Source organism: Paenibacillus sp. FSL R5-0475 (assembly GCF_038004585.1).
In the GTDB taxonomy this organism is placed as follows: Bacteria; Bacillota; Bacilli; order Paenibacillales; family Paenibacillaceae; genus Paenibacillus_AQ.
Map to the genome: position 1 here is coordinate 6,729,674 of NZ_JBBORK010000001.1, position 26,992 is coordinate 6,756,665.

The following is a 26,992-nucleotide window of genomic DNA, read 5'->3' on the forward strand; positions in this document are numbered from 1 at the left end:
TTATAAAATAAATTCCCGATAAGGGACGTTCCATACGGTCTCGTGAGCCAAGCGATGCCCTTGATAGCCATCTTCGCCAAAAGCGGTTCCATGATCAGAAAACGCCAGACAGAAGGTAGGATTACCGCGTTCCCGGAAGGCATCGAACAACCGGCCCAGTTCACCATCCACATAGCGGAGTGCGGCGCGCTGGCTGTCTACGGAGTCCTTTTTAGCACCGGGTATAAAATAATGGTTCGGCCCGTGGATGGCTGAGACATTGAGGAACATGAACAATCTTTGTTCGCCCGGAGTATCCTTCAACAGCTTCAAGGCATGATTCACCTGATGCTCTGTGGAACGCGGATTGGTGACCCCAAACGTCATCCGCCAGTAGCTTTGCTGGAAATAGCTTGGTAACACACGCGCGAGTGGATTTTTTTTGGTGAAAAAAATAACGCCCCCAATACAAACCGTACGGTAGCCCTCGGCAGCAAGCCCGGAAACGATATCAGGTGTATCGAACAGCCAGGTATGGGGATGCGTCTTCATTCCGGTGTTTCGGGAATGGAACATTCGGATATGTTCCGTCTTATCCGTTGTGGCTGGAGTAGGCAAAAAACCGCCGAAGAAGGCGTGATGAGCCGCATAGGTAAAGCTGCCTGGGGTATGTCTTTTCTCCCATGATCCGGTTCCGCACAAGTTCGGGCAGTTTGATTCTTCCATAACAGCAGCATCATAACGAAGAGTATCGAGTGTGATCATAAGAATGTCATGAGTGCCGACGATGGTGTTCATATCCATTAAGATAATCCTTCCTTTATAAGCGGTGTGGAGGGAGGTGTGATATAGTCTCTAGCCGACAATACCTTCATTTCCCATTCGTAGGTGCTGCAGCCGCGGTATTTCACATCGTACAGCAAGTCGCCAAATGGATTGACATCCGCGACAAAACATTGCTGTGAACCCCCGGAGACGAGTACATCGATTCCGGCTACCCCGGAACGGGGAAAAGCAGCCAGTGCTTGCACAGCGGTATTCCGCACCTGCTCCTGTACGGATTCAGACAGACCGGCTTCCGAAAGAGACATCCGCTGGTTGCGTAAATGCAGATTCGTAATTGGTGTAGGGCTGACCCGAGCAACCGCGTGGCAGGCCTCGCGGAGAACGACTAGCTGGCGAATATCGAATGCTTTTCCCTTAAGCCCCGCTTTAGGGATCCATTGCTCAGCATAAGCACCGTGCTGGTAGATCCAGTTTATAATTCCCGAAATTGTGGCGGTATCCGTGTACCGTCGCAGTTTACCGGAATTATAGTAAATGGGTGGTCGAGTGATGTAATCCTCGACCCCCACTGTTGTTAAGGCAATTTCGGCCCCCGTCACAGGATGGATTTGATAGGCGATCACTCCAGAAGCGGCAGAACCAAAGGCCAGCTTAATGAATACCCGGTGCATGCGCCGGGATAACATCATCTCCCGGAGAGAGTCATAATCCGTAGGCTGCTGATCTTCGCCTACTGGGCGAGGGATTGGAATCCCTGCCTCGCTCAGAATCTGTTGTGTCTGGCGTTTATCGGTCATGGCCGCAATGTCAGTAGGGTCATTTAACCACAGCGAACCTGGACACGCGGTGTTAGCCTCTCGCTGTAGTCTAGCCAGCATTCGGCAGTAGCCACGGAACCATTGTGATGGATGATGCAGGACACCTTGCATTTCCTTCAATTGACGGGCTACCTTCACGCGGAGTGGTCGCGGATCAGGTCTATCGGCGAAGGGATGAAGGGAATCGTCCATATCATCCGAATCCGGTGCACCCAGAGCGATAATGGCTCGTTCTATCTCGAAGCTGCTGCCAGGCGATTCCAGTCTCAGTAGCGGGGGAGCTGCACTGAGATCTACTCCGTTATAAACGGAGGACTGACGGGATATCTGTTTCTTCTGCTCTTCCATAAGATCACCTAACGATCTTCCTTGCAGAAACTCAGCGTACGATAAAATAATGGCAGGGGGCATTCCAAGATCGGAACGCGCTTGCTGGATGCCGCTAGTCCGTTTATCACCGGGAATACCGATAACGATCATCGGCCTCATGAGAGGCTCACTCTGTGATGGAAGGATAACGCCAGTCTTCCTCATCATCGCTTTCCTGCTTGTCGCTAACATCAACAGGCAATCCACTTTGCTTCCAGCGGTTAATCATCTCGTCAGACATATAATGATGGCTTAGGTTTAATGCTTTTAATTTTTTGATTCTGTCGCTGGCTAGAAGCAATTCCGCCCCCTCATCGCTTAGGGTACCGAGTGATAGATCGAGCGTATCTAGCTGATCCAGAATAGGAGCATTAGCTAATGCACCTGCGATCTCATCTTGGATCTGGCTATTTTTTAAACCTAGATAAGTAAGCTTAGGGAACTTTCCTACTTCTATAAGAGGGAGAAGATCTGCTAGGCTGCCGTCAAATCCGTAGTTATCTACGCCGAGATATAGCTCCAGCTTGCGCAAATTCGGCAATTGGCTAGTTGCAATCTGTTCAAGAACGGCTTTACCTAAGCCTCCACTTATAATAATCAGTTCTTCTAGCTTGTCGTGTTTGAGTTCTGAGAGGCTCAGCTCATTCCCACCTTGAATCGTGAGTGACTGTAGCTCTGGAAAAGCAGGGAGCAACGGCGATAGATCACTTTGGGTAATCCAAGAAATCTCGCATTCCTCATAGCCCATCTCGCCTATGAAAAGCTTGCGCAAAGCAGGGAAACTAGCACTATGCGTAACCAGTGACTCTACAACTTCTTCTGAACTATTTTCGTAGGCTTGCCCCCAATCACCGATAATTAGACTTGTCAGCGAAGAACTTTCAGGGCTGCTACTAAGTTTCTCAATTTCAGTGCCAATTCTTTGGCCTTCTTCGAATTCGTCGTATCCGATACTAAGCTTTACTTCCGTCATGGGCATTCCCTCCCGGAAAAATTTAACTTCGAAAATACCCTATCATCTGTAGCCGAGGGAGTCAAATCACAGGTTTAAATAATTATAGTCAAATTCGTCATGTCCTTGAGCTAATCATTTATGGTAGGTTTATGCTAGGGAGAATTACATTATTTTGAAATATAAGAAAGTATACGTTTCACGCTATATTTTATCCTTATATTTCTCGCTAAACGCTTACCGTCCTTATAAGGACGCCGAAGGCGATTATACTTGAAGGAGCTGTTCTGATGAAGATCAAAATTCAGGAATGGATAATAGAAGCGGATATTGCAAAGCTGCAAGCGGCTATGGAAGCAGGCGTAGTCAGCTCAGAAGATTTGGTAGCAGCCTATTTGGAACGGATTCATAAGTACGATATAGACATAAACGCAATCTTAGAAATCAATCCAGAGGCTAAAGACATCGCTAGAGCACTGGATATTGAACGTAGGGAACAAGGAAGTCGGGGAAGTCTACACGGTATTCCTATATTGTTGAAGGATAATATAGATACCGCGGATAAAATGCATACGAGTGCTGGGTCAATAGCTTTAGCAGGATCATTCGCTGCAAAAGATTCCTTCGTAGCTGCGAAACTTCGGTCGGCAGGAGCTGTTTTGCTTGGAAAGGCGAATATGTCGGAGTGGTCTAACTTTATGTCTAGTTCAATGCCAGCTGGGTATAGCTCCCGGGGAGGGCTAGTGCTGAATCCTTACGGACCGGGGAGCGTATTTGTCAGCGGATCTAGTTCTGGACCTGCGGCAGCTATTGCGGCGAATTTGGCAGCAGCGTCGATCGGAACGGAAACCGCGGGGTCAATTGTTGGGCCAGCCTGTCAGCATGCTCTCGTCGGGATCAAACCAACGGTCGGATTAGTCAGTCGTACTGGAGTGATTCCTATTTCAGTTAGCCAAGACACTCCTGGACCTATTGCTAAAACGGTTACGGATGCGGCGATTATTTTGGGGGCATTAACGGGAGTAGATGACAAGGATGAAGCAACATTATCGAGCGAGAAGCATGCTTTTACGGACTATACTCCATTTCTAGATAAAAGCTTTATACGGCAAGCAAGAATAGGCATCCCACGGCATTATTATAACCATTTAGATGCAGAGCGACTTTCAATTATGGAAGCAGCTATCCAGACTTTGAAGAATGAAGGAGCTACGATTATAGATCCGGTTACGCTTTACGTTGAACAACAAAACTGGAATAATGATGTGATCTGTTATGAATTTAAAAAGGGGCTCAATGCGTATTTATCTGGGGTAGATGATTCCGTTCCGATTCACTCTTTGCAAGAACTGATAGCGTATAATGAGATCCATGCTGAAATCGCATTACAATATGGGCAAGACACATTAACTAGGTCAGAGGAAGTAACTTTAACCGAAGAAGAGTATCAGCAAAAGAAACAAGAATACAGAAAGCTAGCGCTCGAGCAAGGAATAGATTATGTGTTGGAACAATATAGTTTGGATGCATTATTACTGCCAGGTGATGTAGATGGTATGTATATTGCGGCACGCTTGGGGTATCCGTTAATTACCGTTCCGGCAGGGTATGTAGAACAGGGCATTATTGATGCTGATGGTGATCCTACTCGGGGGCCCTTTGGTGTAGTTTTTTCCGGAAAAGCCTATAGTGAGCCTACGCTCCTATCCATAGCCTATGGGTTTGAACAAGCTACGCAGCATCGTGTTCCACCGCAACTGGAATAGGTATTGACTACTTTATTATAGAAGGAAGAGATCAGCTTGAAATATTGTCTTGAATGTGGAACAGCGTTAGTAATGAAAGAAAGCGATGGGGAAGGGAAGGTACCTTATTGTAATGCATGCGAAATGTTCAGATTCCCTATTTTTAGCACGGCGATCAGTACAGCAGTATTAAATCGGGATATGAATAAGATTCTATTGATCCAGCAGTATAACCGACCAGATTATATATTGCTTGCAGGGTACGTGAATAAAGGTGAAGATGCGGAAACCACACTTATTCGTGAGGTAAAAGAAGAGGTAGGAATTGATATTGTAGCTTATGAATATATGCGCAGCTTGTATTTCGCACCTTCTAATACGCTGATGCTGAATTTTATAGGTGTTGCAGATACGGAGGACTTAAATCAGGTGAGTGCTGAGGTAGATCATGCAGAATGGTTTACTTTGGAAGAGGCCGCCAGTGCTATTAAAAAGAATAGTCTAGCCGAAACCTTCCTGTTGGCCATTATTGAAAAATTGCATGCAGATCAGGTACAGGTAAATCCAGTGTCGGTAGGAGGAACAATGTAAGATGATAGTATATAGCTTTTAGCTGAGAATTATGAGTTTGGCGATGCCGATGGTGCAGAAGATTCTGGAGCGGAGGTAAAACAATGTTTAATCAAGAGAAAAGAAGAATGACGACCGAAAGATTGAGTTTGAGACCCTTTGAATTATCTGATGCCAAACGTGTCTCTGAACTCTGTAATAATTATAATATCTACAAAAGTACGTTGACTCTACCTTATCCATACACTATCGAATGTGCAATATCATGGATTGAAGCTCATGAAGAGAATTTTATCAATAATATGTATTATGAGTTTGCGATTACTGATAAAAGTACAAACGAGCTTTATGGAGCTATAGGACTGACAAATAAGCAAGCACACAGAAATGGTGAAGTTGGATATTGGATCGGTGAGGAATATTGGGGGAAAGGATACGCGACTGAAGCAACAAAAGCGATCATTGCGTTTGCTTTTTCAGAAAAGCATTATCATAAAGTATTTGCAAGACACTTTGCTTCAAATCCCGGCTCTGGGCGGGTGATGCAGAAATGTGGAATGGTGGAGGAAGGCATATTCATGCAACATATCTATAAAGAAAATAAATATGATGACCTTATTCATTATGGAATTATAAACACTGAAGGTTAAGCTACATAAAGTGAAATTTAAAGTTTTTACAAGCATATAGGAAAACAAAAAGGAGCCGAAGGGCTCCTTTTTATAGTTCTACCATTGACCTTTGCTGACAGATCGGATGGATTTTATTATTTAAGCTTATATACACGAGCTTCATAAGGACGAAGCTGAATTGTGTTTAGTTCTTCTTCTGGATTTACTTCGTAGTTGGCAATAAGCAATTCCTTCGCTTGGAATTTCACAGTAGAAGGAAGTTCGAAAGTCGTAGGCTCTCCGAAGAAATTCAATACAACCAGTAGCTGTTCTTCTCCAAGAGTACGTAGATAAGCGTATACCTGCTCATTCTCCTCGGCCAAGATTGTATAGTTTCCGTATACGATAATCTCATGCTGCTTACGCAGTTCAATTAGCTTCTTATAGTAGTGGAAAATAGAATCGGGATCAGCCAGTGCCTTCTCTACGTTGATATCTTTGTAGTTAGGGTTCACAGCCAACCACGGATTGCCGGTAGTGAAGCCTGCCTGCGGTTCCGAGTTCCATTGCATCGGCGTACGGCCATTGTCCCGACCTTTGATGTAAATGGAATTCATGATTTTTTCTTCCGAGTGTCCGGCAGCCAAGTATTCCTTATACATATTTACAATTTCAATATCCTTGTAGTCATCGATGGAAGCAAATTGTACATTTGTCATGCCGATTTCTTCACCTTGATAGATGTAAGGTGTACCTTGGAGCGTATGAAGCAGTGTTGCTAGCATTTTGCCAGACTCTTTCGGGAACAGCTTATCATCACCAAAGCGGGATAGCATACGCGGCTGATCATGGTTGTTCATATACAAGCTGTTCCAACCCTTACCGTCGAGTGCGACTTGCCACTTGGAAATAATGGACTTAATGTCCGCCAGCTTCCAAGGTTGTACATTCCATTTACCTCCAGGACCGGAATCGACGTCCATGAGCTCGAAATGGAATACCATGTTCAGCTCGTTACGATCCTCGGAAACATACAGTGAAGCTTCTTCTGGAGTGACATTAACGGCTTCACCCACTGTCATGATATCGTACTTGGATAGCACCTCACGGTTCATTTCCTGCATATACTCATGTACGCGTGGACCGTTAACGAAATAGTCTCCACCGAAGTGGTACGTAGGCTGTTCTCCGTTACTTTCCCCAGAAACGCTAGGTAATTCCGGTACTTTGGAGATCAGGTTGATTACGTCCATGCGGAATCCGTCAATTCCTTTATCCAGCCACCAGGTCATCATATCGTAGATTTCCTTGCGGAGCTTTGGATTGTCCCAATTTAGATCGGGTTGTTTACGGGAGAATAGATGGAGGTAATATTCCTCTGATTTCTCATCGTATTCCCAAGCTGATCCACTGAAGAAGGAGCCCCAGTCGTTCGGCGGCTGTCCGTCTTTACCCGGACGCCAGATATAATAATCACGATAAGGATTGTCCTGCGATTTGCGGGACTCTACGAACCAAGCATGCTCATCTGAGGAATGGTTGACCACAAGGTCCATAATCAGCTTCATGCCACGGCTGTGAAGACCAGCAAGCAGTTCCTCCCAATCGGAGAGCGTTCCGAAATCATCCATAATACTTTGATAATTACTGATATCATAACCGTTATCGTCATTAGGCGACTGGTACACTGGGCACAGCCACACCACGTCGACACCAAGATGATTTAAATAATCAAGTTTCGAAATAATCCCTTGCAGATCACCAATACCATCCCCGTTACTGTCTTTAAAGCTGCGGGGGTAAATTTGATACACTACGCTTTCTTTCCACCATTTTTTATCCAAGGTTGTAATCTCCTATCTCTATATAGATCTTACTATTTTATTTAATGGATCCTGATGTAAGTCCGCTGATAATCCATTTTTGTGCGAACAAATAGACGATGAGCATCGGGGTTAATGCGAGCAAATATGAAGCGAAAGCTAAGTTGAAATCTGTACTGAACTGTCCCTGGAATACATATTGTACCAGCGGAAGTGTGTAGGAATCCTGATCGCCGAGCAGAACCAGCGGTAACATAAAGTCATTCCAAGTGGATAGACAAGACAGGATACCGATCGTTGCACTAACAGGAGCAAGAAGCGGAAAAATAATCTTCCAGAACGTTCCGAAGGTTGATGCACCGTCTACTGTAGCCGCTTCTTCCAGTTCATACGGAATGGAACGGATATAACCGGTGTAAACAAACACGTTAAAGGCCAGACCATATACGACGTATAGAATAATAATCCCTACAATGTTGTTCATGTGCAGATCCGTAGTCACTTTGACCACAGGCAGCATGATAATCTGGAAAGGGATAAACATTGCGCTGATAAAATAGAAGTACAGCACTTTGAAAAATCTTCGCTTCATATTACGTGCAATAGCATAGGCTACCATGGAGTTGGTAAGCAATATGAACACGACTGTTGTAATGGTAATCACGGTACTATTTCCTAATGCATTGAAGAAATTCGTTGCTTTAATCGCATTGGAGAAGTTCTCAAAATGCAGGCCAGTTGGCAGCGAGAAGATTGATTGAGCCATTTCCTCGGGATTCTTGAGTGCGATGGCAATGGTCATGTACAGCGGAAACAGGATCAGTATTGAGCCTAGGGCGATAAGAATCGTTACAGGCCAGTTGGTTGATTTTTTGATCATAAGTCCATCTCCCGTTTCTGCAGAAATTTAAGCTGAAGGGCGGAGATAACGACAATCACGATAAAATAAATCACGGCGTTCGCCGATTGATACGCAAATTCTCCGCCTTGGAAGCCGCCTGTGTAGATTAAGTGGGCAATGGATTGCGTTGAACGACCTGGACCCCCGCCTGTCAAGGCAACGATTTGGTCGAATACCATTAGACCGCCCTTCATCGCGAGCACCATATTGATGGTGAAGAAGGAAGCAAGCATTGGAAACGTAATGCTCCAGAATTCTCTCCAGCGGCTAGCGCCGTCCAGATTGGAAGCTTCGTAAAGATCATGAGGAATGGTTTGAAGACCCGCCAGATAGAGAATCGTGTTATAAGCAATCCCCTGCCAAACGGCTACAATGACGATACCGATCCAAGCCCAGTCGGAGTTACCGAGAATGTTCTGTGATAGGAATTCGCTGCCGATTTTCGCACCCCAAATAGGGAATACATTAGCGAACAAGTAGTTAAAAATAAAACCAACAATCAATACGCTGAGGATATTCGGCAAGAAATATACGCCACGGAAAAAGTTTTTAGCTTTAATTTTGGCGTTAAGTCCAAGCGCAATCAACAAGCTGATGATATTGATAAGAATAGTGGTTAGAATGGCATATTTAAAAGTGAACACATATGAATTCAACACATTTTCATCTTGAAAAATGTTAATGAAGTTCTTAAATCCTACGTAATCAAAGCTGTCACTAAAGCCGTCCCAGTTCGTGAACGAATAATATATACCCTGGATTGCAGGAAAGGTATGGAAGGCAAAGAAAAGAAGTAATGCCGGTATAGTCATCAGATAAAAGGCGACTCGGCGTTTGGCCATCATGTAATCCTCCTCATTGTAAAAGCGAAAGAGAAGAGGGGAAGCCCCGTTCTCTTTCGCGGTTCATGTTTGTCTGATCAGTTTATTTCCGGTTAGCTACTTTATCCCATTCCTTATCAAGCTGTTCTAGGTAAGCTTTAATGTCTTTCTTTTGCAAGAAGGATTGGTTGATGGTATCCACTTTCATCGCACTTGGGATGTAGTGGTCAGCAAAGTCAGCCAAGTTGCCAGCGGTAAACGCTTCTTTGAAGCCATCCATCGTTGGATCATCTTGTGTTACACCTTTTACAGCTGGGAATGCTTTTTGCTCATTGATGTATAGGCTAACATTCTCAGGTTGAAGCAGGAAGTCTACGAATTTCTTTGCTTCTTCTTTATGTTTAGTGTTCTTGGAAATCGTCAGCAACGTATCTACGCCAGAAATGACTTTGTTATCGGCAGCATCATTTGTTGCTGGGAATGGGAATACGCCAAGTTCAATGGATGGATTGGCTTTCACGATTTCTGGGATCGCCCATACGCCTTGCAGGTACATTGCTGATTCACCTTTAGCGAATGCTGTGTTTCCGTCATTGTAACCTTTACCAAAAATATCTTTTTGTCCGTATTCCGTCAGCTTAAGCAGCTTTTCAGCGACCTCGTTAAAGCTGTCTGCGAAGGTTACAGTGCCTGCCGCACGCTCCTTGAAGAAATCATTCCCTTTAATGATCGTGGAGAGGGAGTTGAACGGCGTAAGTGTTGTCCATGAATCCTTCAGTGTCAGGTAAAAAGCATTTTTACCGCTGTCTTTGAACTTTTGAGCGACAGCCATGAACTCATCCCAAGTAGTTGGAACAGTAACACCGGCTTCAGCGAACATCGCTTTATTGTAAATAACACCACTTGCGTTTGAAGAGAATGGGAGACCATTCAGTTCGTCCGAACCCGTCAGGTCTTTCAGCATTTGAAGATATGCTGGCTGGATATTCTCAGCGAGTGGATCGCCTGTGAAATCTTCAAAAAGACCGCTGCCAGATAACGTCTTGTAGGTGTCAGTTGCTCCGATCCCTACCACGTCAGGAATATCTTTCTTCGCTGCACGAGTTTTCAATACCGTTTCAGCATCTGGCGGGTTAACCTGTGTGACAACAATATTTGGATTGGCTTCATTGAATTTCGCAACCAGCTTGTCGAAGGTGGCTTTGGCTTCGGTTTTATTTTGGAAAAACTCGACTTTTACCTTTTCGCCGGAGGAGGCATTTCCACCACTATTTGCGCTGTTGTCAGCCGCATTGCTACCACAGGCACTAAGTACGGACATAGCCAGTACGCTAACCACTACGGGTTTGATTGTTTTTTTCATGATTAAATCCTCCTAATAATTTGTTGGTATTATGAACATGTAAGAGATTAAACATGTACGTAAATGAAAACTAATTGATATTCTGCTACTTATAGACGACAGATATGCATCACCAATAGAGAGTAAACGTTTACGTAAAAGGGGTAAAAAGACTCAGGTAAGTGATCTTACCGTTTGTCTTTCCACGATTAAGTGATCGACAATTTTACTATCCACAGTCTCGCCTGTTTCAATCATCTGAATAAGCTTCTCCACGGCGATCTTACCAATATCGTACAGTGGTTGACGCACTGTAGTTAACGGAGGAATAATCATTTTCGCCATTCCAAGATCGTCATAACCCATAATGGATATATCGTCGGGAACACTTAAACCATATTTGATGACCGTGGAAAGAGCACCAATCGCCATTTCATCACTAGCGGCAAAGACGGCAGTGACATCAGGGGCTTGCTCCAAGAGAGCTTCCATTGCAATGCTCCCGCTTTCATACAGAAAGTCTCCAAAGGTGAGATAGCGGCTGTCGAAAGGAATCCCACTCGCTTCAAGCGCTTTACGATATCCTTCGGCTCTGGGTGCACCAGCGATAGCATCGCTTGGATTTCCGCTGATCATGGCTATTTTGCTATGACCTTTGGAAATTAAGTAGAGGGTAGCATCATAAGCAGCCTGGTAATCGTCTACTTTCACATAAGGTACACTGGCAAATTCCGTTTGAGAAGAAACCAACACAACTGGGATCTTCATGGTTTCTAGCACATCGTAATACTCTTTCTTCAAGACCTCACTAGAGTAAATAATGCCATCGACCTGCTTCTCCCTTAAGAGTTGTAAGTACTTTAACGTTCGTTTACCATCCTGGTCGGTATTACAGACCATTACACTGTAATTGCGGTCATTGGCCAATTCCTCAATGCCTTTAAGCAGATCGGAGGAGAACGCTCCAGAAACACTTGGAAACATTACACCAATCGTCTGCGTACGCTTATTGATTAGGCCACGAGCAATCGCGTTAGGTTGATAGCCGAGATCTTTGATAGCCTCATTTACCTTTTGTTTCGTCTTGTCGGAGTACCCACTTAAATTGTTTAGCACGCGAGAGACTGTTGCAATGGAAACGTTCGCTTTTTGTGCAACATCTTTAATTGTTGGGTTCATTCATACGACTCCTTAGATTACGGTTAGCCTTAGATTAAACGTTTACGCTTCGAAAATCAAATTACTTAAAAAGTATTACGTAAACGCTTACCCTGAATATAAATCCTGGCAGGTATGCTTGTCAACTCCACTTAAAAAATATGTGAATGATAGGAACCATGAAAGGTAATTATTTTTTAATAGAATGACACCGATTAAATTACCAGAAAATCTCTGTTAAAGTGGTGTATAAGAGGGAGAAATGTAGTTGGAGCAGGATATTAAGAATACAGAGACCCAGAATTGACAAAAGAATATTAGAGGACTAACATTTAGACAGTAAACGCTTACGTGAAATCGGATTGACATGTTTATCGTTGGTTTAGTGTTTAACCGGATAAGGAGCTGCGCTTATGAATATTTATCTCGAAATTCCAGATGTGGATAAGCATTTTCCTTTTAGAAGTTTACTATGTGGAGGAGATACGCTGTGCTATCCGCATTGGCATAAAGAAATTGAAATTATATATGTAACTAAAGGAAGTCTAAATCTGGGAATAAATGATACCCCTATTCACATGGAGCAGGGTGAGGTTCAATTTATCAACGGTGGGGATGTTCATTATTTTCTCGCTTCACCTGAAAGCGAACGGGTAGTAATTCAATTCGATCTTAACCTGTTTCAGGAAGTCGCAGCTTTGAGCGGAAGTGATTATTCGCTTCGTGAGGTTTTTACGCTTATGGAGCATTCTAGTTCAAAATGGCCCGAAGCAACCGCCGTGAAGATCAAAGGGCTGATTGAGAGTATTTATGAGGAAGACGTGCAGCGAAGAGATGGGTACGCTTACTTAATCAAAGCTAGATTGTTTGAACTATTGACCGTTATTTTACGGGAAGTGCCGAAGAGTGCACTCAATAAACAACCTAAGTTCTCGGAAGATACGCTGAACCAGTCTAGAGAAACGCTGGAAAGATTAGAGCGGATTTTTATTTATGTAGAGCAGCATTACCAGGAAGCCATTACGCTGAATGAGGTAGCTAGCTATATGGGCTTTAGTCCGTATTATTTTACCAAGCTATTCAAGAAGAATACTGGTATGACCTTTATAGCTTTCTTAAACGAATATCGGCTTAACAAAGCTAAATGGATCTTAATCAATGAAGATTTGCCGATGTCTGCGGTGGCGGAAGCCGCCGGATTTGGCAGCGTGAAGACATTCCATCATTTTTTCAAAGATGCCACGGGGATATCCCCACTAAAATACCATAAGACAATATTCGGGAATAATACAGCAAGAATGCAGGAAGAAAGACGCCCCCGGGCTTTGTATGATAGAGATATCAAAACAGGAACAAGTGGAGGTTAGAACAAAAATGACATTAACAGTAGGAATTATCGGCTGCGGAGGCATTGCAAACGGCAAACATATGCCAGCGTTATCAAAAGTGGAAGGTGCTCGAATGGTTGCTTTTTGCGATATCGTTCCAGAGCGTGCTGAGAAGGCAAAAGCGGAGTTTGGGGATGAGGGCTCCGTGGTTTACACAGATTATAAAGAGCTTCTTAAAGATGCAAGTATAGATGTAATTCATGTATGTACACCAAACATTTCCCATGCAGAGATTTCCATTGCGGCAATGGAGGCAGGCAAGCATGTAATGTGTGAAAAGCCGATGGCTAAGACCACAGCAGAAGCGCAAGCAATGATCGATGCTTCAAAACGAACTGGGAAGAAGCTGACCATCGGTTACCAAAACCGTTTCAGACCAGATTCAGCTTATCTGCATACGGTATGCGAGAATGATGGTCTTGGAGAGATTTATTATGCTAAAGCTAAGGCGATCCGTCGTCGTGCCGTTCCAACGTGGGGCGTGTTTCTGGACGAGGAAGCGCAAGGCGGAGGTCCATTGATTGATATCGGTACTCATGCCCTTGATTTGACTCTTTGGATGATGGATAACTACAAACCAAAATATGTTGTCGGTAACGCTTATCATAAGCTGTCCGGTCGTAAAAACGCTGCGAACGCTTGGGGCCCGTGGGATCCAGAGAAATTTACAGTTGAGGATTCCGCAATTGGATTCATTACTATGGAGAATGGAGCTAGCATCGTTCTCGAAGCAAGCTGGGCGCTGAATACCCTTGATGTTGGTGAAGCTAAGACGGTGCTTTGCGGTACTGAAGGTGGAGCGGATATGGAGAACGGTCTGCGCATTAACGGAGAAGAATACGGCAAAACATTCGAGAAGCATATCAGCTTGGAAGCCGGCGGCGTTGACTTTTATGATGGCGCGGGAGATGATCCTGCATTGACCGAGGCTACTCAGTGGATCGAAAGCATCGTCAATGACACCGAGCCTGTAGTGAAGCCAGAGCAGGCGCTCGTTGTTACCCGCATCTTGGAGGCTATTTATAAATCCTCTGAGACTGGCATGCCTGTATTTTTTGAAAAGTAAGAAAGTATAAGTTCCACGTTATACTTAATCCTTACTTTTCTACGAGAAACGTTTGCATCTTCTAAGGATGACAACGGCGTTTCTTCTTGAATAAACAGTCAAGTTTAACGACATAGATAACTATGAACTAGGAGTGTGTCCAAAGTGACCAGAGTAACGGTATGGAATGAATTCCGCCATGAACGGCAGGAAGAGAGAATTCTCAAGGTCTATCCGCAAGGGATTCACGGACAATTGGCAAGCTTCCTTCAGGAAGCTGGACTGGACGCTCAGACAGCTACGCTGGATGAACCGGAGCATGGACTGACACAAGAAGTGCTGGATAACACAGATGTACTGATTTGGTGGGGACATGTTGCCCATCAAGAAGTTAGTGATGAGATTGTAAATCGTGTTCACCAAAGAGTGCTTCAAGGCATGGGGCTAGTGGTGCTTCATTCGGGTCATATGTCCAAAATATTCATGAAGTTAATGGGCACCAGCTGTGATCTAAAGTGGCGTGAAGCAGGGGAGAAGGAGCGTCTTTGGGTTATGGACCCAAGTCACCCGATTGCTGAGGGCATTGGTGAATATATCGATTTGGAGCAAGAGGAAATGTACGGAGCACATTTTGATGTGCCAGCACCAGAGAGTCTAATTTTTGTCGGCTGGTTTGAAGGCGGCAATGTGTTCCCAAGCGGATCGACCTATCGTCGTGGGAACGGGAAGATCTTTTATTTCCAACCCGGTCATGAATCTTATCCAACCTATTACAACAAAGAAATCCAAAGAGTGATCATCAATGGTGTGAACTGGTGTGCACCAACGAAGCGTGATTATCCAGTTTACGGACATTCTGAAGCTTTGGAGCCAATCAAAGAAAAGGTGGTATTATAAATGAAATTAGGCGTATTTGATCCTGTATTTGGAAGTTTGACTCTCGAAGAGATGCTTGATAAAATCGCTGCTGCTGGTTTGAATGCGGTAGAGATCGGTTCAGGAGGCAATCCCGGAAATGCTCACTGTCCAACAGATGAGCTGCTTGCTAGCGAATCAGCACGTAAGGAATATCTGGAGAAGTTCACGAAACGTGGCATTATGATCAGTGCATTCAGTTGCCATAATAACCCGATTTCGCCGGATAAAGAAGAAGCTCGTGAAGGCGACGAAATTCTGCGTAAGTCGATCAAGCTAGCTTCGCTAATGGGCGTTAAGGTAGTGAACACTTTCTCGGGAACCGCGGGAGACAGCGACGATGCAAAAGCACCGAACTGGCCAGTTACACCTTGGCCTACCGTGTACAGCGACATTAAAACCTGGCAGTGGGAGCATAAACTGATCCCTTACTGGAAGGAAATTGGTAAGCTGGCTGAGGAGCATGGCGTTAAGATCGGTATCGAGCTTCATGGCGGATTCCTCTGCCATACTCCTTACACGATTCTGAAGCTTAGAGAAGCAACCTGTGATGCGATCGGCGCGAATCTAGACCCGAGCCATCTTTGGTGGCAAGGCATCGATCCTGTAGGCGCGATCAAGATTCTTGGTAAAGCTGGCGCGATCCATCATTTCCATGCCAAGGATACGTACCTGGATCAGGACAATATTAATATGTATGGTCTGACGGATATGCAGCCTTACGGCGATGTACAGACCCGCGCGTGGACCTTCCGCTCCGTTGGCTGTGGACACAGCATATCTGAATGGTCGGATATCATGAGTGCGCTGCGTACTTACGGTTATGATTATGTGGTCAGCATCGAGCATGAAGACCCTCTTATGACGGTAGACGAAGGCTTCCAACGTGCCGTAACCAATTTGCAATCCATTCTTATTCGCGATCAACCACAAGGTATGTGGTGGGCGTAAGAATAGTTTAAGAACGAAAGGTCTTGATTCTCTAGTGTTTGTAGAGGATCAAGATCTTTTTTTGCGTGTTTATGTGGATGTGGGTTAGGATAATGTGCGGATGAAGAAAATAGCAGAAAGCAAGGTTCTAAGATGAATAAAGGAGAGACAACAATGTTATTAGAAGTTATTGCTACAACATTAAGTGATGCAGTACTGGCCGAGCGTTATGGAGCTGATCGAATTGAATTGATTACTGGGATCAGTGAAGGGGGATTGACGCCCAGTCTGGGACTTATTGAAAAAGTGCGCAATGCTGTCTCTATCCCGGTCAGGGTAATGGTTAGACCCCATGCCAGATCCTTTTATTATGATAAGGATGATATAGAAACCATGGAGCAGGATATTCAGCATATCGTATCTATCGGCGGGTTATCTGTCGTAATGGGCATGTTACGCCCTGATGGAACAATTGACGAAGAGTCACTTCAAAGGTTGCTTCGTACTGCAAAAGGTTTGGAGGTGACATTCCATCGTGCTTTTGATGAAGTGAGGGATCAATTTGAGGCGTTAGAAATATTGATGCGTTATCCTCAAATTACTGATATTCTAACATCAGGAGCCGAGAATACAGCCCCTAAAGGTGCGGAACGTCTTGCTGCGCTGGAGCAGCTTACCTCGAAGCAATCTATATCTATTCTTGCTGGCAGTGGGTTAACGGCAGATGGGTTAAGTGATTTTATAAAACAAACGGGTGTGCGCCGAGTGCATTTCGGTTCTGCCGTTAGAGAAGATGGAGATGCGCTAAAGCCGATAGATCCTCTTCGCTTGCAGGTTGTTCGAAACTTTTTGGATCAAAGAAAAGAGCAGTAACCTCACCGGTACTTATTGATTTCATTCTTCGATAGGCTTGTCCGTTGATTTCGATTTAATTTCCTTATATTGGATGATATTATAAAATCGGAATATTAAATTTACGAATGTTGATCAAGCCAAATATGACAATCGGAGGATGACCTATGCTTATGTGGAGACTCATTCTGAGCTTGACGAGCTATATGAAGAGCTAAAGGGTAAAGGAGCAGAATTTGTTCAAGAGCCTGATCTTCAGGAAGCAGACTGGGGGAGCTGGAAGGATTTTGCGATTAAAGATCCGGATGGATACGTGATTGCATTTGGTTCAGGTAAGAAACATTAGTTGTCTAATCATGAAATACTGAGCATATAAAATATAGAGCTGATCTTTGGTTATCCAAAGGTCGGCTTTTTTAATGTGCGTTCACTTGGTTACAGTATTGCAATCTCTGCGTCAAATGTGGGGGACGAGTTGAAAAGAATAGGTACAGGTTGATATGCAACAAAATTGAAATGATTTCGTCTTTATATATGGAGGTGGAGAAAATTGGGATTTTTCGTTTCGGGTGGCCGGTTTGAATCATTATTACAGCGGAACATGAAGCTGATGCTTGTATTTGGACTTCTGTTCGCTGCATGTTTTACAGGTGTGGGAAAGGCGGAAGCTGCTGCTGGATCCGATCTGATTATCGTGAACAAAAAAACAAACAAACTCGCGTATTTCAGTGATGGCAAGCTTGTGAAGACTTTTCCAGTCGCAACAGGAAAATCAAAGGAACTGACGCCTGAAGGCAGCTTCAAAATGGTAGTTAAAGTAAAGAACAGACCCTATTACAAAGAGAAAATACCCGGGGGTGATCCGGCCAATCCACTTGGCGACCGCTGGCTAGGGCTAGAAGTGAACGGAACTTATGGTACCACATATGCGATTCACGGCAATAATAATGAGTCCTCCATAGGAAAGTATGTCAGCGCCGGATGTATTCGAATGCATAATGATGACATCCACTGGCTGTACCCAAAAATAGCTAAAAATACAAGGGTCATTATTACAACAAGCACACTGGCTATGGAGAGTATTGCGACTAAAAATGGGTATTCCGTAGGAAGTAAGATGTTTGCTGGAGCTTTTGAGCTGGATGGAGTCACGACAAAGCTAAAAGATCCTTTTTTAATGGATAACTCCCGTGTATTTGTTCCGCTGAGAGAATCTGTAGCCTTGTTAGGTGGAACTTTACAGAGCAAAGCTGGAACAGGTGCACTGCTAATTACGATAGGAAATCGTACGGTGGCACATCAGCCTTTATCCGATCAGGCTGTTGTAAATGGAAAGACGCTTACGATACCAGCGTCCCGTAATGAAAATGGTCGATTGATGATTCCGCTGAGCATCTTGCCCGAATTATTTGGTATTCAGGTGCAATGGAGTTCACAGTCTCAGTCGGTAAAGATTATTTTATAACTATTCTTGAACTTTTAATTCTGGCTTAAATGGGTATATACTATATTCATTCAAACCAATTCGGACAATGACGGAGGACCACCGACTAATGAATAACTAACACGTTTCCTAGAAGAAGACCATAGAGCTTGTGAAGTGCATATGCACAAGTCACGGATCACCCGTTCAGGGTGATAACGGTCAGGGATACGTGTGTCGGTCGGGAACCTTACGTTGCTTTTATATGAATAGATCTATCTATTGTTTGATTTACTCTGCCTGCAGCAGGTGATCATGGCCTTAGTCTATTCATGTTATGGCGCATTCCCCCATCATACGCTATTTGACCGCAGACCGCTGGCTGCGGTTTTTTATTTGCAATATAATCGGAGGAATGGAATATGACCCTAATAAAAGCAAAAAATATACGTAAAGAATGGAACGGGACCCTGTTGTTCGAGAAGGTGTCCTTTGAGATATCAGAAGGAGAGCGTGTGCTCTTGTTCGGTCGTAATGGAATCGGCAAAACCACATTGCTTAAGGGGCTGATCGGTCGCCTCCTCTTTGAGGAGGGAAGTATCTATCATGGTTTGCCACGTGAGGAATGGGGTGTGCTGGATCAGCAGCTAGAAGTGTCCGAAGAAGTGACCGCCTTGGATTACGTAATCGCCGGATCGCCAGAGCTCCCCCAATTGAAGCGCAGGCTTGAAATTCTCAGTCAGAGGTTGCAGGAGCAGAACGACGAGAGTGAAGCGGGACTTACTGAATACGCCGAAGTGTACGATCAATACTTGCAGCTTGGTGGATATGACTGGGAGGCTAAAGCCGAAAAATGCTTGAAGCAGCTCAAACTTGAGCGTTCGGTTTGGAATGTGCCGTACCCATTGCTAAGCGGTGGGCAAAAGACACGCGTTCAATTGGCAGCATTGTTAGCCCAGCAGCCGAAGCTGTTGATTCTAGATGAGCCGACGAATCACTTAGATGGAGAAACGATGGAGTGGTTGGAACAATGGGTCCACACCTATCCCGGAACTGTGCTTTATGTTTCGCATGATCGTACGTTCATCGATCGAACGGCGACGGCGTTGCTGGAGCTTAGTCCAGAGGGGTGCCGCCGGTATTCGGGTGGATATACGCAGTATCGGGAGCAGAAGGAGGTAGAGGCGCGAACGCTAGAGGGACAATATAAGAAGCAGGAACAGGAAAAGGAGAAGCTGCTGGAGAGCATCAGAAGGTATTCCGAATGGTTCCAACAGGCACACCGTGCTGCCGGACAGCATGATTTCCTGCGTGCGAAATCAAAGAAGAACGTATCTCGTCTTCATGCGAAGGAAGCTGCACTCGAACGATTAAATAAGAACCGTGTGGAATTACCACACGAGACAAGTAAGCTGAAGATGAAGCTGGAAAGTGAAGCGTTTATGGCGGACACTTTGCTGTCACTCCGCGAGATTGATTTTGCATATAAGGGTAGTGCGCCTGTACTGAAAAATTTCAGTTTGACATTGAGTCGAGGAGATCGTCTCGCTATTCTGGGTCCTAATGGTGTCGGTAAGTCTTCTTTGCTGAAGCTGATTGCTGGTATTCATCAACCTAGCAAAGGTGAAGTGCGGCTGCATCCGCGTACGAAGGTTGGTTATTTTGCGCAAGAGCTCGATAATCTAGCGGTGTCGTCCACCATTCTGGATAGTTTGCTTGAACTGCCAGGTATGACCCAAACGGAGGCACGAACGATTCTGGGCTGCTTTTTATTTTCGCGGGATGATGTCTTTAAACGAATTGGTGATTTAAGTCTGGGGGAGAAATGTCGTGTAGCTTTCCTTAAACTGTACTTTGGAAAAGCTAACCTATTAGTACTGGATGAACCCACCAATTATCTGGACATTGACACTAGGGAACGAGTAGAAGAAGCGCTAAGGGTATATCCGGGAGGAATTGTGATGGTCTCACATGACCGGTACCTTCACACTAAAGTAGCTAATCGTTTGGTAATACTAGCACCGACTCAGGCACCGAAGTTTTTTCAAGGTTCCTATGAGGAATACATCTCAAAAGACAGGAGTCGAGTGCTTACCCGTAAAGAACAGGCCCTTGAGGACGACCTCGTTCTTCTGCAGCTGCGTCTGAATCAACTGATCCAGAGCGGAACTAGGGATACAGAGGAGGAGAATGAAGCGTTAATGGCGGAAATCGTTAATCTGAGGGCGCAGATTCAGGAAATAGAGGGTAAGGAAAAAACTATACACTCATAAGGAAGAACCGACACAACCTAGCTCAGGATAGAAGGTATCTTGGGCTGGGTTGTTTTTTCGAATATTCCGTTAGGAGTCATCACAGTCAAAGTGTATAATTGGATGAATATGGATGTTTTGCATACAGAAAATTTTGAAGGGGAGGCTCTAGAAATGACAAAACTAGGTTCTTTTATATTGGAATTACTTCGAATGTGTGTATTGCTTATGTTGACCTTGTTTATTTTAGGCGGGGTAGAGAGATTTATATATCAATCTATATTTGGTCAGCCTGTGTATAACTGGAGTATGGCGCTCGGGAATTTATTGATATTTTTTATGCTGTATCGGAATCATTTTCAGTTTAAAGGTTGGTACAAATCGCACAAAAATCAAAAGCTAACGATCCTCACTACGAGAATAATAACTGTTATATCGCTTGGACTTATCATCCTGCCGATCGGGCGGCTAAGCCTATGAGGATTAGAATCATCGGGGCCTGTGGAAGTGGCAAATCCTATATCGCTAGAGAGCTGTCCAAAAAGTATGGTGTGAATTATTACGAAACAGATAATTTGGTATGGGATAGAAATGGCGAAAACCTCCGTTATTCTGTTGAAGAAAGGGATGCGCAATTGAAGGAGATCCTCGATAAACCGTCATGGATCCTGGAAGGCGTACATTATAAGTGGGGGCAAGAGAGCTTTGGAAAAGCAGATTTAATCGTTATTCTGAGACCTAATCGAGTATTCAGGGATTTGAGAGTCATTACAAGGTTTATAAAGACAAGACTTGGATTCGAGCAAGCGAATTATAAGCAATCGTTTAAGAATCTGTATGTGATGATTTTTGAATGGAATCGGGGATATGATCAGGAAACGATACATAGAATAATTGAATTAACGAATAATTTTTCTGATAGACGGGTGATTCTAAAGCATAATAAGGAACTGGAAACCATTATTGAAGAGCGGATAATCAGGATGAATGAATAAAGTAAGCATAGAGAGTGAGGCCCTAAAATGGATAATTATAAAGTTGAACGTTTGGAACAGGAGGATTTCATAGGCTTTTGGAAAAGAGTTCTCGCTACTATTCTTGATCTCCTTATCATTCTGATACCTGCGGTTATTGTATACTGGATATTCAATTCATTAGCTATATCCTTGCATTCGGAGATTCCCATCATCCTTGAGTATATTTTCTTCGTCGTGTTTGATGTTTTTATGATCGTTAGATTTGGCGGAACGCCTGGGAAGCTGGTTTTAAAGATGAAAATTGTCAATCAGCAAGGGAATATCCCAACGTTGAAGGAAGCACTAATTCGAAATATTTTCCGAATCATGAGTACGATTTTTTCAATGATTGTTGGCGTAAGCCTCTACGATCTCACTGTGATTTCCACCACTCTTAATTTATGGGCACCTTTAGCTACTGACCTCAGTAAAATACTTGGCCTCATCATGCTTGTGGATTATCTATTTGTCGCATTTACTCCCCGTAAACGGGCGCTTCACGATATGATGGCTGGTACTTATGTTGTTGATAAATCCGCAATCTAAAGGATGCTTTTATAAGCATTCTTTTTTTAATATTAAGTATTTTACTATTAAACAATTTACTATTAAATATTTTAGTGTTAAAATATATTTCGAAGCAGCCAATAATTATGAATATCTAAGGAGGATGTGTTGGAAAACCCAGATATTTTTAGACTCATACATGCAGTTGAATTATTCACGAATGAAATTATTGTTCGATGGATGAATGCTTTTGACCACAATATTGGGATATCTCCTGTTCTCGTCTTGGGAGAATTGAATAAAAAGGGTCCTCAGAAGCAAACTACTTTGGCTAAGAAGCTAGGTTATACGCCGGGGGCGATGACGAATATTGCCAATCGCTTAATTAAGCAGGAAATGGCCGAGCGCAAATATAACGAGGATGATCGCCGAAATGTACTGCTGTCTATCACGGATAAAGGCAGAGATGTACTGAAGGAAGCACAGCTAAAAGGGCAGGAGCTCCGAGCTGAAATGTTTCAGAAGCTCGATGAAGAAGAACTGCAGCAATTCTTGAAAATCTATGAAAAGTTGTTAACGAGCTTTGATAGCTCTGAAACATAAATGAAGTCATCTAAGAATCTTAATCACATTATAAAGGGGTATGAATATGGGAAGAGTTCAAGGTAAGGTTGCATTAGTAACTGGAGGCGCTTCAGGTATTGGCTTATCAGCCGCTACTTTAATGGCTAGAGAAGGAGCCAAAGTTGTCATCGCCGATTTTAATGTAGAGGCTGCCAAAGAAGCAGCGGCTAAGATTAAAAGTGAGGGTGGAGAGGCGGAAGGTCTTTTCCTGGATGCATCCCAAGCGGATTCGATCAAGGAAGCTGTTGATTTCACAGTCGCTCAGTATGGCACGATTACAGTCTTATTTAACAATGTAGGTCTAACTAATCTGCAAAAAGACCTAGATGTCGTCAACATAGATTTGGAAGAATGGGATCGCTTGATGAATGTGAACACCAAAAGTGTTCTGTTAGGCAGCCGGTTTGCCATTCCACATATGATTAAAGCGGGCGGGGGTTCGATCATTAACACAGCTTCCATGTCAGCATTTGCTGGAGACTCATTGCGCACGGCTTATGGCTCCTCTAAGGCAGCTGTTGTGAACCTAACTCGTTACATCGCCACACAATATGGTAAAGATAAGATTCGTTGCAACGGAGTGGCTCCGGGCCTGATCTTAACACCTGCGGCTGCAAGAAATATGCCGCCAGCTGTGCTGGATATTTTCCAGAAGTTCAACGCTCTGCCTTACCATGGAGAAGCGGATGATATCGGAAACACAGTGTTGTTCCTGGCATCGGATGAATCTAAATTCATTACTGGTCAAACGATTGAAGTAGAGGGTGGTCACTATATGTCCAACCCGAGCATTACGGACTTCCAGAATTACATGATGGAAGCTAAAGGTAAATAAATTCATGCGTAATTAAAAATCCGGTCCTAAGCTCGTGTTCAACGAGCAGGACCGGATTTTTGTTTGTATAAGTGAGTTAGGCTAAGTTAGCTTACCGCTAAAACAGCCTGTATAAAGGTTTTCAGTGCTGAGGATTTTGTGCTATCAATCCATTGCTTCAAAACATCTGTCTGACCATTCATATACCATCCGAGTTTTTCCTTCAGCTCTTGGTCAAAGTTGTTAGGCTGTTTCGTTCGTTCAGCTATGAGCTGTTTAAGCATTTGCGGCCAACGATACCCATTATGACCGAAGCTGTGTTCGGGGTAATGTTCAGCCAGTGTCATTACAGAAGAGAGCGACTCACCAGCGTATAATTCTGCCGCCAAATAGCTGCCAATAAAACGATGGCTGTCATCATGCTCTAAAGCCATAGCAAATTGTTCGCGTGCTTCTTTTAGCTTGCCTTGATGCATGAGAGCTGTAGCATTAATCGAGCGGTCATAGTCATCCCCCTTAGTTTGACTCAGCTCAATGTAGCGGGAATAATACTCGTTATATGATTTCCAGTCCGCATGGCTAAAATAGTACTGTGACAACGTGAAGGCATAATTAGAATAAGGATGCAACTGTATGAGCTTTTGGAGTAGCGGAATTGCCTGATCTTCTAATGAGTCATCCTTCGTCAGGGAGGATTTAGCGTACATCAGCTTCACAAGCATGTGCAGGGCATGAGCATCCTCTGGATCATCGGCAACATTCTGTTGGTACATTTCTATGGCTTGATCAGGTTTCTTATTTAGCAATAGTCTATCGGCTGTGGTTAATTCTCGTTCCTTGAGATAGAAGAAGGGCAGATTACCAACGGTGTCTTCGTTCAATCTGTAGCCATTACTGCGGGTAAGCAGATGTCCATCCGCATCAAATGCTTCGATATTCCATGAAAATCGTGCTTCAGGATTCATGAACACGAGAAAAGATAGAGGATCAATCGATTCAAAGCCCTCTCCGCCACTGCCGTAAGAGAAACCACTGTTGTAATAGAGTTCATCTACTGGAATAGAGACTTGATTGTCCGTGATATGGTCCCGAATCTGCGAACTGAAGGAGCTCCCCACCATCGAGACCCCACCGCTTAAACGATAGTAAGCCGCACCTTCAACAGCCTTCCAGTGGAAATCTACAGACTGACCCGTTATCGTCTCCTGATTAATAGGAGACTGAAGCTCAAGCAGAGGTTGTAGAACAATGCTCTCATTCAACCTATCATCCGGTTTAACTTCAATCCAATCGTCATACTGTACAGGCCAAGTCCATCCGTCGATCTGATCATAGCTAAGTCCAAGCTGCAATTGATAGAAGCCCGGAATCACACCGTGGAATTCGAAACGCCCTTCATCGTCGGTAACGATTCGGTACGGTTCAGCAGCTGTGATGCTGTGATTAACCTCGCTTTCAGCACGGAGAAAAATACCTGCGCGCGAGATTGGTGTCCCATCGCTTCGGGTTAGGGTTCCAGATACGACAGCTGTTGAGGTACTTCCCATATCTACAGCTGACTGAATGGCAGATATTAGCGCTTCAAGCTGCATTTCGGCTTCTGAAGTGCCAATCGTTGGTGCTGAACTTGATGATGAGCCCGCTGCTTCGCTGTCTGCGGTGTCTTTATCAGAGTTACTAATGACAAGACTCATTTGTTTATGAATATCCTGCCAGTATTTTTTGTAGCTCTCCAAGCCATTGGTTACTACGGCAAGGGCTTCCTGCGCTTTGCCTTTCGTGAAGAGCAGGCGCCCGGTAAGCCATGCTTTTTGCGCTTCTAAATCTTTCTGATTCTCGTATGGAAATGTGGTTTGTTCAAGAATAGATTCAGCGGCTGTTGTATCCCCACGATTCAGGGCACGTTCTGCTTGAAGCAGCGCCAGTTCTTTTGCCACGCTAGAATCTCTGTCTAACAGTTTTGCGGCGGTGTTTAGCGCTTGATCTCCGTCGTCCCTACGACCAAGAGCATCATATTCGTAGGCAAGCAGCTTAACCGCAAATATACGTGTATTATTCGCTGGCCCATCAAGGATGTATTCCTCTAGCAACGCGATTTTATCCTCTGACAGCAAGTCGGAAATACTTGGTTCATCATGATTCCACTGACTCATAGAGGGGCCAATATTTACGTCATATCTGTAGGGATCGTAGCCATGCTCCTTATCGATGATATTTGTTTGAATAAGCTCCATACGTTTACTGCCAGTTGTAGACTCTAGCTTTTTCAGAAGTTCTGTACGGGCAAGGTTAGATTGAACAGCTGGGCTTTCCTCCATTTGTGCCTTTGAGGAGGGCAGAAAGTTAAATAGAAGAATGAGCAGGGAGGCAGGGAGTAGCACGAATGACACTAGATGTTTGACTTTGATCTTAATTCGCATGTCTCTTCACCGCCTGATCATAGATATCCTTCCAGTACGTATTGCCTCCAGCCTCAATAAGTTCACGGTTCGGGTGCTGCTGGACGTTTTGTTGTGGTTGATGTTTAACCTCTGGTTGATGCAGTGTCAATGATATGACTAGAATAATGGCACCAATCGCGTCTATAGGTTTCACAGGGATCTCGATTTCTTTATTCCAGAAAGCCAAGAGACGGGCTCCAAAGGTTGGAGGGTGGGTCATCTTGAGGACGAGTTCATGTCCTTCGAAGTGTATGGGTTGTAGTTCTTCATCTAGCTGTTGCTTGATAGCTTCGCGTTTCGTATTCTCCGTGTTCCCCGTATTCATAAGAAATGTCCCTCCTTCTCCAACATCTTTTTTAAGAGTGTCCGTCCTCTAACTAACCGGGATTTAATCGTATTCTCCGGTATATTCAATTGCTCGGAAATTTCACGGATGCTCATCTCATGAAAGTAATATAACGTCAGACATTCGCGGTATACATAATCGAGATTCCTGATGAACTCGGCGAGTCTAACATTATGCCATTCCACCATGAAAAGATCTTCTGCCCCGGCAGTGAAGCCCGCATCATCGCTGGCTTGTAGCTCTGACCCACCCGAGGGGAAAATATTACGCCAGCTCCAAGTCCGTTGCTTCATGCGGCAGCGGTTGACTACGATGCGAATGAGCCAAGCCTTTAACCGTTCCGGATCCTGCAACTGATTCATTTTGGCATAGGCTTGAATAAAAGTATCTTGTACCGCCTCTTCGGCACTCTGTCGATCTTTGAGCAGTAAGCAAGCGGTTCGGAGCAGCATATCGCCGTAATCGTCCATCAATAGGCGGAGAGCTGACTCATCCTTTGCTTTGATTCTCTCTATAATATTCAGATGAAGCTCCCCTCCCTTTACTAATAAGATGCGGCTTGGA

Annotated in this window: 27 protein-coding genes; 16 read left to right on the forward strand and 11 right to left on the reverse strand. The window is 44.2% G+C overall.

What is annotated here, in order from left to right:
• Genes MKX41_RS30005 through MKX41_RS30015 form a run of 3 tightly spaced genes read right to left on the reverse strand, consistent with a single transcriptional unit; the run spans window position 1 to window position 2,925 of the window.
• Window positions 1-783, reverse strand: a complete 783-nt coding sequence (locus MKX41_RS30005) for an STM4013/SEN3800 family hydrolase (RefSeq protein ID WP_042185413.1) — start codon at window positions 781-783, stop codon at window positions 1-3.
• A complete protein-coding gene (locus MKX41_RS30010; protein ID WP_340974405.1) occupies window positions 783-2,120 on the reverse strand; it encodes an STM4014 family protein in 1,338 nt (445 codons plus the stop codon). Before MKX41_RS30010 ends, MKX41_RS30005 begins: the two co-directional genes overlap by 1 nt.
• Window positions 2,080-2,925, reverse strand: coding sequence for an STM4015 family protein (locus MKX41_RS30015; protein WP_339801031.1), 846 nt, complete (start codon window positions 2,923-2,925; stop codon window positions 2,080-2,082). The genes MKX41_RS30010 and MKX41_RS30015 overlap by 41 nt, the downstream gene beginning before the upstream one ends.
• Window positions 2,926-3,194: 269 nt before the next feature.
• Between MKX41_RS30015 and MKX41_RS30020 the strand changes: the two genes are divergently transcribed.
• From MKX41_RS30020 to MKX41_RS30030, 3 genes are all read left to right on the forward strand, one after another.
• A complete protein-coding gene (locus tag MKX41_RS30020; protein ID WP_340974407.1) occupies window positions 3,195-4,670 on the forward strand; it encodes an amidase family protein in 1,476 nt (491 codons plus the stop codon).
• 36 nt (window positions 4,671-4,706) lie between these two features.
• Window positions 4,707-5,240 (forward strand): NAD(+) diphosphatase, encoded by a 534-nt coding sequence (locus MKX41_RS30025; protein ID WP_340974408.1) that lies wholly within the window; start codon window positions 4,707-4,709, stop codon window positions 5,238-5,240.
• 83 nt (window positions 5,241-5,323) lie between these two features.
• The gene (locus MKX41_RS30030) at window positions 5,324-5,869 is read left to right on the forward strand and encodes a GNAT family N-acetyltransferase (protein WP_340974410.1); all 546 of its coding nucleotides are present in this window, start codon (window positions 5,324-5,326) and stop codon (window positions 5,867-5,869) included.
• Between the two features lie 116 nt (window positions 5,870-5,985).
• On the opposite strand, the gene MKX41_RS30035 is transcribed toward MKX41_RS30030, so the two are convergent.
• The 5 genes from MKX41_RS30035 to MKX41_RS30055 form a co-directional block, all read right to left on the reverse strand.
• Entirely contained in the window at window positions 5,986-7,674 is a 1,689-nt protein-coding gene (locus MKX41_RS30035; protein ID WP_076301066.1) for a glycoside hydrolase family 13 protein, read from the reverse strand.
• 37 nt (window positions 7,675-7,711) lie between these two features.
• On the reverse strand, window positions 7,712-8,533 hold the full coding sequence (locus MKX41_RS30040) for a carbohydrate ABC transporter permease (RefSeq protein ID WP_179085741.1): 822 nt from the start codon (window positions 8,531-8,533) through the stop codon (window positions 7,712-7,714).
• Complete coding sequence (locus MKX41_RS30045; protein ID WP_042185429.1) at window positions 8,530-9,396, reverse strand: carbohydrate ABC transporter permease; 867 nt, start codon at window positions 9,394-9,396, stop codon at window positions 8,530-8,532. Before MKX41_RS30045 ends, MKX41_RS30040 begins: the two co-directional genes overlap by 4 nt.
• An 82-nt stretch (window positions 9,397-9,478) precedes the next feature.
• Entirely contained in the window at window positions 9,479-10,738 is a 1,260-nt protein-coding gene (locus tag MKX41_RS30050; RefSeq protein WP_076284000.1) for an ABC transporter substrate-binding protein, read from the reverse strand.
• A gap of 153 nt (window positions 10,739-10,891) precedes the next feature.
• Window positions 10,892-11,896, reverse strand: a complete 1,005-nt coding sequence (locus MKX41_RS30055; RefSeq protein ID WP_042185431.1) for a LacI family DNA-binding transcriptional regulator — start codon at window positions 11,894-11,896, stop codon at window positions 10,892-10,894.
• Window positions 11,897-12,288: 392 nt separating this feature from the next.
• Here MKX41_RS30055 and MKX41_RS30060 point away from each other — a divergent pair, with 392 nt between their 5' ends.
• The 13 genes from MKX41_RS30060 (at window position 12,289) to MKX41_RS30120 (ending at window position 23,662) form a co-directional block, all read left to right on the forward strand.
• Window positions 12,289-13,242: an AraC family transcriptional regulator gene (locus MKX41_RS30060; protein ID WP_042185433.1), complete on the forward strand. Its 954-nt coding sequence runs from the start codon at window positions 12,289-12,291 to the stop codon at window positions 13,240-13,242.
• 7 nt (window positions 13,243-13,249) lie between these two features.
• A complete protein-coding gene (locus tag MKX41_RS30065; RefSeq protein WP_042185435.1) occupies window positions 13,250-14,329 on the forward strand; it encodes a Gfo/Idh/MocA family protein in 1,080 nt (359 codons plus the stop codon).
• Between the two features lie 144 nt (window positions 14,330-14,473).
• Window positions 14,474-15,205, forward strand: coding sequence for a ThuA domain-containing protein (locus MKX41_RS30070; RefSeq protein ID WP_042124690.1), 732 nt, complete (start codon window positions 14,474-14,476; stop codon window positions 15,203-15,205).
• Entirely contained in the window at window positions 15,206-16,174 is a 969-nt protein-coding gene (locus tag MKX41_RS30075) for a sugar phosphate isomerase/epimerase family protein (protein ID WP_340974412.1), read from the forward strand.
• Between the two features lie 153 nt (window positions 16,175-16,327).
• On the forward strand, window positions 16,328-17,026 hold the full coding sequence (locus MKX41_RS30080; protein WP_340974413.1) for a copper homeostasis protein CutC: 699 nt from the start codon (window positions 16,328-16,330) through the stop codon (window positions 17,024-17,026).
• A gap of 139 nt (window positions 17,027-17,165) precedes the next feature.
• The gene (locus MKX41_RS30085; RefSeq protein ID WP_340974416.1) at window positions 17,166-17,351 is read left to right on the forward strand and encodes a VOC family protein; all 186 of its coding nucleotides are present in this window, start codon (window positions 17,166-17,168) and stop codon (window positions 17,349-17,351) included.
• Window positions 17,352-17,555: 204 nt separating this feature from the next.
• The gene (locus MKX41_RS30090) at window positions 17,556-18,470 is read left to right on the forward strand and encodes a L,D-transpeptidase family protein (protein ID WP_256716435.1); all 915 of its coding nucleotides are present in this window, start codon (window positions 17,556-17,558) and stop codon (window positions 18,468-18,470) included.
• A 380-nt stretch (window positions 18,471-18,850) separates the two neighbouring features.
• A complete protein-coding gene (abc-f, locus tag MKX41_RS30095) occupies window positions 18,851-20,701 on the forward strand; it encodes a ribosomal protection-like ABC-F family protein (RefSeq protein WP_340974417.1) in 1,851 nt (616 codons plus the stop codon).
• A 153-nt stretch (window positions 20,702-20,854) separates the two neighbouring features.
• Window positions 20,855-21,160 (forward strand): hypothetical protein, encoded by a 306-nt coding sequence (locus MKX41_RS30100; RefSeq protein ID WP_340974418.1) that lies wholly within the window; start codon window positions 20,855-20,857, stop codon window positions 21,158-21,160.
• The gene (locus MKX41_RS30105; protein ID WP_340974420.1) at window positions 21,157-21,675 is read left to right on the forward strand and encodes a hypothetical protein; all 519 of its coding nucleotides are present in this window, start codon (window positions 21,157-21,159) and stop codon (window positions 21,673-21,675) included. Before MKX41_RS30100 ends, MKX41_RS30105 begins: the two co-directional genes overlap by 4 nt.
• Window positions 21,676-21,702: 27 nt before the next feature.
• On the forward strand, window positions 21,703-22,242 hold the full coding sequence (locus tag MKX41_RS30110) for an RDD family protein (protein ID WP_076301072.1): 540 nt from the start codon (window positions 21,703-21,705) through the stop codon (window positions 22,240-22,242).
• Window positions 22,243-22,371: 129 nt separating this feature from the next.
• Window positions 22,372-22,806 carry a MarR family winged helix-turn-helix transcriptional regulator gene (locus tag MKX41_RS30115; protein ID WP_042185446.1) on the forward strand — a complete coding sequence of 145 codons (435 nt, stop codon included), beginning with the start codon at window positions 22,372-22,374 and terminating at the stop codon, window positions 22,804-22,806.
• A gap of 46 nt (window positions 22,807-22,852) precedes the next feature.
• Entirely contained in the window at window positions 22,853-23,662 is an 810-nt protein-coding gene (locus MKX41_RS30120; protein ID WP_042185448.1) for an SDR family NAD(P)-dependent oxidoreductase, read from the forward strand.
• 86 nt (window positions 23,663-23,748) lie between these two features.
• Here MKX41_RS30120 and MKX41_RS30125 read toward each other — a convergent pair whose 3' ends face one another.
• The 3 genes from MKX41_RS30125 to MKX41_RS30135 are packed head-to-tail and all read right to left on the reverse strand — an operon-like array spanning window position 23,749 to window position 26,901.
• The gene (locus tag MKX41_RS30125; protein WP_340974427.1) at window positions 23,749-26,061 is read right to left on the reverse strand and encodes a hypothetical protein; all 2,313 of its coding nucleotides are present in this window, start codon (window positions 26,059-26,061) and stop codon (window positions 23,749-23,751) included.
• Entirely contained in the window at window positions 26,051-26,407 is a 357-nt protein-coding gene (locus tag MKX41_RS30130; RefSeq protein ID WP_340974428.1) for a hypothetical protein, read from the reverse strand. The genes MKX41_RS30125 and MKX41_RS30130 overlap by 11 nt, the downstream gene beginning before the upstream one ends.
• Window positions 26,404-26,901 (reverse strand): RNA polymerase sigma factor, encoded by a 498-nt coding sequence (locus tag MKX41_RS30135; protein ID WP_340974430.1) that lies wholly within the window; start codon window positions 26,899-26,901, stop codon window positions 26,404-26,406. Before MKX41_RS30135 ends, MKX41_RS30130 begins: the two co-directional genes overlap by 4 nt.
• Window positions 26,902-26,992 lie beyond the last annotated feature (91 nt).

Coding starts and splice junctions, on each gene's coding strand:
- MKX41_RS30010 (WP_340974405.1), bottom strand. CDS start 2,120: ATGATGAGGAAGACTGGCGTTATCCTTCCATCACAGAGTGAGCCTCTC.
- abc-f (WP_340974417.1), top strand. CDS start 18,851: ATGACCCTAATAAAAGCAAAAAATATACGTAAAGAATGGAACGGGACC.
- MKX41_RS30110 (WP_076301072.1), top strand. CDS start 21,703: ATGGATAATTATAAAGTTGAACGTTTGGAACAGGAGGATTTCATAGGC.
- MKX41_RS30050 (WP_076284000.1), bottom strand. CDS start 10,738: ATGAAAAAAACAATCAAACCCGTAGTGGTTAGCGTACTGGCTATGTCC.
- MKX41_RS30105 (WP_340974420.1), top strand. CDS start 21,157: ATGAGGATTAGAATCATCGGGGCCTGTGGAAGTGGCAAATCCTATATC.
- MKX41_RS30120 (WP_042185448.1), top strand. CDS start 22,853: ATGGGAAGAGTTCAAGGTAAGGTTGCATTAGTAACTGGAGGCGCTTCA.
- MKX41_RS30005 (WP_042185413.1), bottom strand. CDS start 783: ATGGATATGAACACCATCGTCGGCACTCATGACATTCTTATGATCACA.
- MKX41_RS30030 (WP_340974410.1), top strand. CDS start 5,324: ATGTTTAATCAAGAGAAAAGAAGAATGACGACCGAAAGATTGAGTTTG.
- MKX41_RS30060 (WP_042185433.1), top strand. CDS start 12,289: ATGAATATTTATCTCGAAATTCCAGATGTGGATAAGCATTTTCCTTTT.
- MKX41_RS30065 (WP_042185435.1), top strand. CDS start 13,250: ATGACATTAACAGTAGGAATTATCGGCTGCGGAGGCATTGCAAACGGC.
- MKX41_RS30085 (WP_340974416.1), top strand. CDS start 17,166: ATGACCTATGCTTATGTGGAGACTCATTCTGAGCTTGACGAGCTATAT.
- MKX41_RS30045 (WP_042185429.1), bottom strand. CDS start 9,396: ATGGCCAAACGCCGAGTCGCCTTTTATCTGATGACTATACCGGCATTA.
- MKX41_RS30055 (WP_042185431.1), bottom strand. CDS start 11,896: ATGAACCCAACAATTAAAGATGTTGCACAAAAAGCGAACGTTTCCATT.
- MKX41_RS30015 (WP_339801031.1), bottom strand. CDS start 2,925: ATGACGGAAGTAAAGCTTAGTATCGGATACGACGAATTCGAAGAAGGC.
- MKX41_RS30040 (WP_179085741.1), bottom strand. CDS start 8,533: ATGATCAAAAAATCAACCAACTGGCCTGTAACGATTCTTATCGCCCTA.
- MKX41_RS30100 (WP_340974418.1), top strand. CDS start 20,855: ATGACAAAACTAGGTTCTTTTATATTGGAATTACTTCGAATGTGTGTA.
- MKX41_RS30125 (WP_340974427.1), bottom strand. CDS start 26,061: ATGCGAATTAAGATCAAAGTCAAACATCTAGTGTCATTCGTGCTACTC.
- MKX41_RS30130 (WP_340974428.1), bottom strand. CDS start 26,407: ATGAATACGGGGAACACGGAGAATACGAAACGCGAAGCTATCAAGCAA.
- MKX41_RS30075 (WP_340974412.1), top strand. CDS start 15,206: ATGAAATTAGGCGTATTTGATCCTGTATTTGGAAGTTTGACTCTCGAA.
- MKX41_RS30020 (WP_340974407.1), top strand. CDS start 3,195: ATGAAGATCAAAATTCAGGAATGGATAATAGAAGCGGATATTGCAAAG.
- MKX41_RS30080 (WP_340974413.1), top strand. CDS start 16,328: ATGTTATTAGAAGTTATTGCTACAACATTAAGTGATGCAGTACTGGCC.